This is a genomic window from Haloarcula rubra (assembly GCF_019599465.1).
Taxonomy (GTDB): domain Archaea; phylum Halobacteriota; class Halobacteria; order Halobacteriales; family Haloarculaceae; genus Haloarcula; species Haloarcula rubra.
The window spans coordinates 135,579-144,877 of record NZ_RKLR01000005.1 but is presented as its reverse complement, the minus strand read 5'-3'; the positions used below and the strand labels follow the sequence as shown (position 1 = coordinate 144,877).

The following is a 9,299-nucleotide window of genomic DNA, read 5'->3' as shown; positions in this document are numbered from 1 at the left end:
ACCCCGTTGATAGTAGCGGCGTCGCAACGACCGGGTACAGATGACGCGACAACTGCTCCGAACGGCCGGCGTGATCGTGGCGATACTGACGCTCCTGACCGGCGCCGCGGCGGCGGCGCCCGCGACGGACGTGACCGACGACGGCACCGAGGCTATCGGGCCGCCCGGCGGCCTGCCCGACCCGGTGCCCGACTTCGTCTCGTCCATCCTCGACAGCATCACGCAGTTCCTCGAGGGTGCACTGGGCGGCGACCCCGGTGACGAGGTCAGCGGGGCCGCGAACGACGGGGCCGACGGCTAACCGATGCGCACGAAACTGCTCGCAGTCGGTGGCGTGGTGCTCCTCCTCGCGGGTGCCGCCGGGGCCGTGCTGACCGGGTTCGGTCCGGCATCCGGCGGCGACAGCGGGTCGGACGTCGAGTCGTTCCCGACCGAGACGCCCGCCGAGCGGACGACCGACAGCGGCGGTGCGGACAGCGCGGAGACGACGGCGACGGCGACGCCGCCGTTCGGGTTCACCATCGACGACATCGAGAACTGTGGCCAGACCTGCCGTGACGTGACCTCGACGCTGACGAACCAGCAGGACACCACGGCGACGGACGTCACCGTCTACACGCGCATCTACGCCGGCAACGGCACCGACGGCGACGTCGTGTGGGAGGGGTCCGAACCGGTCGGCACCCTCGACGCCGGTGAGTCCTACACGGCGACCAAGCGCGTCGAACTGTCCTACAGCGAGGCGCTGGCGATAGAGAACGAGGACGGCTGGATAACGGTCCAGACGACGGTCCAGAGCGACGACCGGACCGTGACGTTCACCGACCAGCGACAGGTCGCCTGACTCGACTGGCGGGTTTATCTTCCACCGTTCCGTACCAGACGTATGCCAACTCATCACGTCTCGTGGGGGATTTTCGGACGTCCGTCGACCCGACGACCGCCGGGAGTGTCGGTCTGACCGTGGCCGACGGACGCCTCGGGGCCGTCTCCGACACGCGGGTCGGCGTCGTCGTCGGCGTCCTCGCCCTCCTCCTCGTCGGCGCGGGAGCGGCGTTTCTCCTCGGTGTCGGCCCGTTCGGACTCGACGACGGGGCGGCCGCGCCACCGGCGCCAGACGGTCCCCCACGGGCCACGCCCACCGAGGGACCGCCGCCGTTCACGCTCGCAATCGACCGGATAACGCAGTGCGGACGGACCTGCCGCGACGTGACCTCGACGCTCCGGAACGCACAGCCCCGGGCGTCCTCGGATATCGGCGTTACCGCCACCATCTACGCCGGACAGGGGACCGACGGGAGCGTCGTCTGGTCCGGCTACGAGTGGGTCGGTGCCCTCGACGCCGGGGAGACCTACACCACGACACAGCGCGTCGACCTGTCGCTCGGTGAGGCGCTGGCTATCGAACGCGCCGACGGCTACGTCACCATCGAGACGACCGTCGAGTACGACGACAGAGTGATGACGTTCTACCGCCAGCGGAAGGTCGCCTGACGACGACTGAAGGTTTTTATCCCGGGGCGCGCCTACCCCGGCACGATGAGTACATCCGGCCCCGTTCCAGCGCTGGCCGACCGCGCGACTGCGTCTGCCGACCGGCTACGGGCGGCCGACCGCGTACTGCTGGCCTCCCACATCGACGCGGACGGCCTGACCAGCGCCGCTATCGCCACGACGGCGCTGTCGCGGGCCGGCATCCCCGTCGAGACGGTGTTCAAGAAGCAACTCGACCCGACAGAGATAGCCAGTATCGCCGCCCGCGAGTACGAGACGGTACTGTTCACCGACTTCGGCTCCGGCCAACTGGACGTCATCTCCGACCACGTCGCCGCGGGCGATTTCGAGGCCGTCGTCGCCGACCACCACCAACCCTCGGCCCCCGCGGACTGTAACGCCGACGCCGTGGTCGACACCGACGGCTACGCCGACTTCGACTACCACTGCAACCCCCTGCTCGTGGGCCTCGACGGGGCCTCGGAACTGTCCGGCGCGGGCGCGGCGTACGTCCTCGCCCGCGCCCTCGAACCCGACGACGGCGACAACCGTGACCTCGCGGCGCTCGCGGTGGTGGGCGCCGTCGGTGACATGCAGGCCGTCGGCGGCGAACTGGTCGGTGCCAACGAGGGCATCGTCGAGGAGGGTATCGCCGCCGACGTACTGGAGGAAGGGACCGACCTCTCGCTGTACGGCAAGCAGACTCGCCCGCTCCCGAAACTGCTGGAGTACGCCACCGAGGTGCCGATTCCGGGCATCTCGAACGACCAGGCCGGCGCCACGAAGTTCCTCGAGGACCTCGGCCTCGACCTGAAACGCCACGGCGAGTGGCGGACGTGGGCCGACCTCTCCGACGACGAGCGACAGACGGTCGCCAGTGCGCTGGTCCAGCGAGCGGTCACGCGCGGCGTCCCCGCCGACAAGATCCAGTCGCTAGTCGGGACGACGTACACGCTCACGACCGAACCGACCGGCACCGAACTCCGGGACGCCAGCGAGTTCTCCACGCTGCTGAACGCCACCGCCCGCTACGAACGGGCCGACGTGGGGCTGGCGGTCTGTCTCGGCGACCGGCAGGCGCCGCTCGAACAGGCCCGCAAACTGCTGGCGAATCACCGCCGGAACCTCTCGGAGGGCCTCGACCTGGTCAAAGAGCGCGGCGTCACCCGCTCGGAGCAGGTCCAGTACTTCGACGCCGGCACCGCCATCCGTGAGACCATCGTCGGCATCGTCGCGGGGATGGCCCTCGGGACGGACGGCGTCGACTCGGACAGACCAATCATCGCCTTCGCCGACGCCGACGGCGAGACGAAGGTGTCCTCGCGGGCGACCGGCCCCCTCGTCGGCCGCGGCGTCGACCTCTCCGTGGTGATGCGGGAGGCCGCACAGGCCGTCGGCGGCGACGGCGGCGGGCACGACATCGCCGCCGGCGCGACGATTCCCGCGGGCGAGGAGGACGCCTTCGTCGAGGCGGCCGACGACGTGGTCGCCCGCCAACTCGACTGAGTCGGGTCTCCGGGCTGGTCTGTGCGTCGGCGTCCCACCGTCATCGTGGGCAAAAAGAGCTATACGGGCCGCTATCCGATGGAGAGACGAATGGATTCTCGCGAACTGTTCGACCTCGTGTTGGTCGTCGTCGCCGGCTTGCTGGCCTACACGGAGACGTTCGGCTTCGCCGACCCGCGGGCGACCCTCGCGGAGATTATCGCCGTCCTCGCGACGCTCGACATCCGCGTCTACCTCGTCTTGGGCGGCCTGTTCGGGATGTCGTTCGTCGCCTATCTGGTCGTCTACCTGCCGAAGAAGGACGCCCGGTCGGCCCGTCCCTGAACGAGTCCGGGTCACCTTTATCCTCGGCCGTCTTCGTCCCCGACAATGACGGAGTTCGACCCCGAGCAGTTCGAGGACAAGTACGCCAACTACTTCCCGGAACTGCAGAAGGCCTACAAGCAGGCCTTCGAGGTGCTGAACGACCGCTACGACTCGGAACTCGTCCACGCCATCGACCAGCAGATTCTCAACGAGTCCGAACCGTTCTACGACGAGAGCGAGGGCTTCTACGTGGAATTGCCCGAGGACCCACAGGAGCGCCTGACCGCTATCGTCGTCGACGACGAGAAGTTCGAGGTCGTACTGGAGGAGTTCACCGACGAAATCGAGTCCCAACTCCACCGCATCTTCGGCGTCGAGGAGTAGCCGTCTCGACTGCGGCCGCCGCTATCTCTCGCGAGTCGCATCGCTCGGGCCCAGCAAGTCCCCGGCGCTCTCTGGCCGTTCGAACTACTCGCGGGTCCGAGGATACACACGTCGAAGGACGCTCGCCGACATGGGAAGGTTCGTTACCGTCGAACTGTAAGCCGCCGGTATGGACCAACGGACGCCCCCACAGACGGAAGAGGGCTGGTACGTGCTGCACGACTGCCGTCGAATCGACTGGGACGCGTGGCGGGAGGCCCCCCAGCGAGTCCGTGACCGCGCGCTCTCGGAGGGCATCGACTTCCTCTCGGCGTACGAAGCCATCGAGGACGCCGAAGAGGGCCAGACGGCCGTCTACACCGTGCTGGGCCACAAGGCCGACCTCATGGTTCTGCATCTCCGGCCGACGATGGGCGACCTAGACGCCGCGGAGCGACACTTCGAGCAGACGGAGTTCGCGCAGTTTACCGAACAGGTCTACTCCTACGTCTCCGTCACCGAAGCGTCGGGCTACACCGAGAAGGCCCGCGAGTACTTCGAGGGGGAGGTCGACGACGACTCCGGGCTCGCACAGTACATTCAGGCCCGTCTACACCCCGAGGTGCCCGACGAGGAGTTCGTCTGTTTCTACCCGATGAGCAAGCGCCGGGACCCCGACCAGAACTGGTACGACACGTCCTTCGAGGAGCGAGCGGCTCACATCAAGCGCCACGGCGACATCGGCCGTGGGTACGGCGGCGACGTGAACCAGATGATTTGCGGCTCTATCGGCTTCGACGACTACGAGTGGGGCATCACGCTCTGGAGCGAGGACATGACCAGCATCAAGGAGTTGCTGACCGAGATGCGCTTCGACCCCTCGACCTCGAAGTTCGCCGAGTTCGGCCCCTTCTACGTCGGCCGGCGCTTCGACCCCGCGGACCTCCCGGCCGTCCTCGCCGGCCAGCGAGTCCCGACCGACGACGGGACGGCCGCCGCCGAGAGTGGCGTCCACGCGGAGGGTGGCCGCGAGACGGGCGTCGACGCGCACGCCGAGGGCGGCGGGCAGGGGCGGCCCGACGCGCACGTCGAGGTCGGCGGGCAGAGGCAGCCCGACGCGCACGCCGAGGCCGACGCGGGCCACGCTCGGGCCGGCGACGCCGAGGACCACGGCGGCGCCCACCCCGGCGGTGCGAGCGAGGGCGACCACCCGCACGGCGAGGACCCTGCCGACGCCGACCACCCGGCGAGCGACCACGGCGACGAGGACGACGATTCGGGGTCGAGCGGCGGTCGGCCGGACGTCTCCGGCGACTTCGAGGAGATAGACGACGTCGCCCAGCGGGTCGGCCGGCTTGGTCTCCACGAGGGCGAGGCCTACGACGCCGGTGAATACGCGCTGGTGTTCCACTCCTCGGCCGACGCCGAAGACATCGTCGACGACGTGGAGGACCTCGCAGAGAGCTTCGGCCACTACGACCGCCACGTCACGACGACGGTCCGCGCCCAGAGCGGCCAGACCTACGTCGTCAGCGTCTGGACGGCCAAGGAGGCCGCCGAGACGGCCGCCGGGTTCCTCGGTGACCTCGACGGCGTCGAGGAGCGACTCGGCGGCCCGCTGGGAGAGGGTGACGCCGCGGACGACGAGGGGGACCACGAACAGGCCGCGGCGTCCTCCCAGTCCATCCGCGAGCAACTCGAAGCCGAGGGCGTCTACGCCGGCCAGCCACACGGCGAGGACGTCTACGCGCTGGTCGTCTACTCCGAGGCCGACCCCGACGAACTCGCCGACGAGGTGGCGGACCTCCGGAGCGCCTTCGAGCGCTACGACACCCACGTTCGGACGACGGTCTACACCGACCTCGACGCCGACACCACGGCCGTCGCCTCCCTGTGGGACACCGAGGAGGCCGCCGAGACGGCCAGCGGCTACCTCTCGGACCTCCCCGACGTCGTCCGCCGGCAGGGCGAGAGCGACGGTTTCGGGACGATGGGGATGTTCTACACCGTCAAGCCCGAGTACCGCGAGGACTTCGTCGAGAAGTTCGACACCGTCGGCGGCCTGCTGGCGGACATGGACGGCCACCGCGAGACGGCGCTGCTCGCCAACCGCGACGACGAGAACGACATGTTCATCGCCAGCCAGTGGGACAGCAAGGAGGACGCGATGGCGTTCTTCCGCTCGGACGCCTTCTCCGACACGGTGAGTTGGGGGCGGGACGTGTTGGCCGACCGCCCGCGGCACGTCTTCCTCGCGTAGCCGGCGCCGACTCTCACTTTCGGCCGGCCTCCCCGTCGGTATAAAAACCTGAGATAATACGTCTCAAGAGTGATTCGTTCGACCGTCGTTCCGGTATCTGTGTGAACGAAGCGCACACGTACCGCGACGAAACCGAACGATTGGCCGGGAGCGTGCCACGAAGTCACGGCGGCCGCCGCTCGCCCGGGACGTGGAGTCGGACGTGCCCGCGGGTCGTCGGCCCCTCGTCCGTCCCGAGACGGGGACGGCCCGTCTGAGGAACGCACTATGAGTCTAATCGCCGTCATCCGCATCGACCACGAGAAACTGACGCTGGCACCCACCGTCGAACGGGTGCCGTCGGTCGACGTGCGCGTTGTGACGAACTCGATGACCGACCCCGAGACGTCGATGTTCTTCTTCCTCGTCCAGAGCGAGTCGGGCGAGTTCGAGCGCTTCGACGCGGCCGTCGAACGGGACGACACCGTCGCCGAGGCCATGGTCGTCTCCGAGTCCGATACCTCCCGGTTGTACCGGTTCACCCACCGCTCCGACACGGAACTCCTCTCCCCGAAGGTCACGGAACTGGGCGGGTTGGTGCTGGAGGCGCGGACGGCCGACACCGGGTGGCGACTCCGCCTGCAACTCCCCGACCGGCAGGCCATCGCCGAACTCTGGGAGCACTGCCGGTCGGAGGGAATCGCCTTCGATTTGGTCCGCGTCTACGACCGGCACGGGATGGCCGACGGCACCGTGACGGCCGTCAGCGAGGAACAGCGACGCGCGCTGACCGAAGCGTACCGGTGTGGCTACTTCGCGGAGCCACGCGAGACGACCCAGGCCGAACTGGCCGAGCGACTCGGTATCTGTCCGACCGCCGTCGGCGGGCGCCTCCGCCGAGGGACGCGACAACTCGTCGAGGACGTTCTCGTCGACGAGTGAATGGGGTCCCACCCCGAGTGCCGTCTGCGACGGCGCCAGTTCTCCGGAGGGGACTTAAATGGTGTGTCATCTGTGGTGAACTCCCATGGGGCAACTGCCCGAAGGTTTCGACGTATGACGCGGTGGAACACCACGAACGACGAGGTAGAGGCGGTCAGTCCCGACATCACCGACGAGACGAACGCGCTCCCCGCGCGGTACTTCACCGACCCCGCGGTCCACGAGATGGAGAAGGACAAGGTGTTCGGCCAGTACTGGGTGTACGCCGGCCACGCCAACGCGATACAGGAACAGGGGGCGTACTTCACCCGGACGGTCGGCGACCGGCAGGTCATCGTCGTCCGCGACGCCGAGGACGAGGTACGGGCGTTCTTCAACGTCTGTGCGCACCGCGGCTCGAAGATGGTCGAGGACACGCCGATGACCGACCCCGGGAACGTGGGGCGCATCCGGTGTCCGTACCACATGTGGACCTACGACCTCGACGGCGACCTCACGAGCACGCCCAAGAGCTTCGAGGAGGCGGGGCTCAACCCCGACCTCGAGGACGAGGACGTGTGTGGCCTCGACTCGGAGGCGAACGGCCTCCGCGAGGTACAGACGGACCGCATCGGGCCGCTCGTCTTCCTCAACTTCGCCGAGGACCCGATGCCGCTGGCCGAACAGGCCGGGACGCTCAAAGACGAACTGGAGGCCCTGCCGCTGGGCGAGTACGAACACGCCGCCCGCTACGTCTCCGAGGTCGAGTGTAACTGGAAGACGTTCGCCGGCAACTACTCCGAGTGTGACCACTGTCACGCCAACCACCAGGACTGGATAACCGGCGTCGAACTGAACGACTCCGAACTCGAGGTCGACGACTACCACTGGATTCTGCACTACACCCACGCCGAGGACGTCGAGGACGAGATGCGCATCCACGAGGAACACGAGGCGAAGTTCTACTACTTCTGGCCGAACTTCACGGTGAACATGTACGGCACCGCCGACGGCTACGGCACGTACATCATCGACCCCATCGACGAGGGGCGGTTCCAGCTCATCGCCGACTACTACTTCCAGTCCGCCGAGATGACCGCGGACGAACGCGAGTTCGTCCAGACGAGTCGCCAACTGCAGGAGGAGGACTTCGAACTCGTCGAACGCCAGTACGAGGGCCTCCAGTCCGGCGCGCTGGCGCAGGCCCAACTCGGCCCGAACGAGCACACCGTCCACAAGCTACACCGACTGGCACAGGAAGCCTACGAGGCCTGAGGAGACATGAGCCAACAGGACTCCGCCCCGTTCGTCGCACAGTGTACGGAGACCGGCGAACGCGTCGAGGCGTCGACGGCCAACGACGTCGTCGAGTTCTACCGCCGCCGACACCGTCTCACCGGGGCCGACGTCGAGTGGGTCGTCGCCGACCACCCCGCCGTGACACAGGCACCCGAGGCCGGTGACCTCGGACCGGTCCTCCACGCGCTCGACGACCAGTTCGAACGCGGTATCCCCGTCGGCATCGTCGCCGCGGCGACGAGCAAACAGGGGTGGACCGTCGGACAGACGCTCGACACGCTGTACGAACTGCGGATGGGTGGCGCGCTCTGGGAACCCCGCGACGACCACCTCCGCCCGGTCTGACCCAGTGCCCGTTCGCCGCGCTCACATCTTGGCGACGACCCGGAGCCGTCGGTAGTCCGCGGTCCACGTCTCGCCGTCGGCGTCGAACAACTCGTCCCGTACCCGGTCTTCGACGGCGTCCAGCACTCGCTCGCGCTCCGCGGCCGCGACCCCATCGAAGAACTCGTCGCCGAACATCCCGACCCACTCGCGGAGGCCGTCCTCGCCGCCGTCTAGCTCCGTCGGCCGGTCGAACAGCCGTGCGGACGCCACCTCGAACCCGTGGGCTTCGAGCCGCGGCGCGTACTCGCCGATGGTCGGGAAGTACCACGGGTGGGCCACCTCGTGGCCGTGCTCGGCGAGTTCGGCTTCGAGTGCGTCGGTGATGCGCCGGACGTTCCCGTGCCCGCCGAACTCCGCGACGAACCGGCCGTCGGCGGCGAGCGCGTCCGCGACGGTCGACAGCACGGCGTCGTGGTCCGGCCCGGGAATCCAGTGGAGGGCGGCGTTCGAGAAGACGGCGTCGAAGGACCGCTCGGGCGCGTACGTTCGGGCGTCGGCCCGCTCGAAGTCCAGCGACGGGTACGTCTCGCGGGCCCGCCGGACCATCTCCGCCGAAGCGTCGATGCCGACCGCTTCGGCACCGCTGTCGGCAAGGGCGGCGGTCAGATGGCCCGTGCCACACCCGAGGTCGAGGACTCGCTCGCCCGGTTCCGGGTCCAGCAGGGTCAGCAGGTCCCGGCCGTACTCGTGGACGAAGCCGTGGCCGTCGTCGTAGTCGTCGGGGTCCCACTCGTTGCCGTCGGTCATACTGTCACACAGCGAGTCGGGGTCGATAAGCTTTCCC

General features: G+C 68.4%; 11 protein-coding genes. 10 read left to right on the top strand and 1 reads right to left on the bottom strand.

From position 1 onward, the window contains the following. The first annotated feature begins 40 nt into the window (after positions 1-40). The 10 genes from EGH21_RS14110 (at position 41) to EGH21_RS14065 (ending at position 8,473) form a co-directional block, all read left to right on the top strand. A complete protein-coding gene (locus EGH21_RS14110) occupies positions 41-301 on the top strand; it encodes a hypothetical protein (protein ID WP_220619128.1) in 261 nt (86 codons plus the stop codon). Between the two features lie 3 nt (positions 302-304). Then, positions 305-844, top strand: a complete 540-nt coding sequence (locus tag EGH21_RS14105; protein WP_220619127.1) for a hypothetical protein — start codon at positions 305-307, stop codon at positions 842-844. 119 nt (positions 845-963) lie between these two features. Beyond that, positions 964-1,494 carry a hypothetical protein gene (locus EGH21_RS14100; RefSeq protein ID WP_220619126.1) on the top strand — a complete coding sequence of 177 codons (531 nt, stop codon included), beginning with the start codon at positions 964-966 and terminating at the stop codon, positions 1,492-1,494. A gap of 45 nt (positions 1,495-1,539) precedes the next feature. Beyond that, the gene (gene recJ / locus EGH21_RS14095) at positions 1,540-3,000 is read left to right on the top strand and encodes a RecJ family nuclease (protein WP_220619125.1); all 1,461 of its coding nucleotides are present in this window, start codon (positions 1,540-1,542) and stop codon (positions 2,998-3,000) included. A gap of 90 nt (positions 3,001-3,090) precedes the next feature. After that, on the top strand, positions 3,091-3,324 hold the full coding sequence (locus EGH21_RS14090) for a hypothetical protein (protein ID WP_220619124.1): 234 nt from the start codon (positions 3,091-3,093) through the stop codon (positions 3,322-3,324). A 45-nt stretch (positions 3,325-3,369) separates the two neighbouring features. Continuing rightward, positions 3,370-3,690, top strand: coding sequence for a DUF5783 family protein (locus EGH21_RS14085; protein WP_220619123.1), 321 nt, complete (start codon positions 3,370-3,372; stop codon positions 3,688-3,690). 169 nt (positions 3,691-3,859) lie between these two features. Next, positions 3,860-5,929 carry a heme-binding protein gene (locus tag EGH21_RS14080; protein WP_220619122.1) on the top strand — a complete coding sequence of 690 codons (2,070 nt, stop codon included), beginning with the start codon at positions 3,860-3,862 and terminating at the stop codon, positions 5,927-5,929. A gap of 267 nt (positions 5,930-6,196) precedes the next feature. Then, positions 6,197-6,850: a helix-turn-helix domain-containing protein gene (locus EGH21_RS14075; RefSeq protein ID WP_220619121.1), complete on the top strand. Its 654-nt coding sequence runs from the start codon at positions 6,197-6,199 to the stop codon at positions 6,848-6,850. Positions 6,851-6,964: 114 nt separating this feature from the next. Further along, complete coding sequence (locus EGH21_RS14070) at positions 6,965-8,104, top strand: aromatic ring-hydroxylating oxygenase subunit alpha (protein ID WP_220619120.1); 1,140 nt, start codon at positions 6,965-6,967, stop codon at positions 8,102-8,104. 6 nt (positions 8,105-8,110) lie between these two features. After that, a complete protein-coding gene (locus EGH21_RS14065; protein WP_220619119.1) occupies positions 8,111-8,473 on the top strand; it encodes a hypothetical protein in 363 nt (120 codons plus the stop codon). A 21-nt stretch (positions 8,474-8,494) separates the two neighbouring features. Here EGH21_RS14065 and EGH21_RS14060 read toward each other — a convergent pair whose 3' ends face one another. After that, on the bottom strand, positions 8,495-9,262 hold the full coding sequence (locus EGH21_RS14060; protein ID WP_220619118.1) for a class I SAM-dependent methyltransferase: 768 nt from the start codon (positions 9,260-9,262) through the stop codon (positions 8,495-8,497). Between the last annotated feature and the right edge of the window lie 37 nt (positions 9,263-9,299).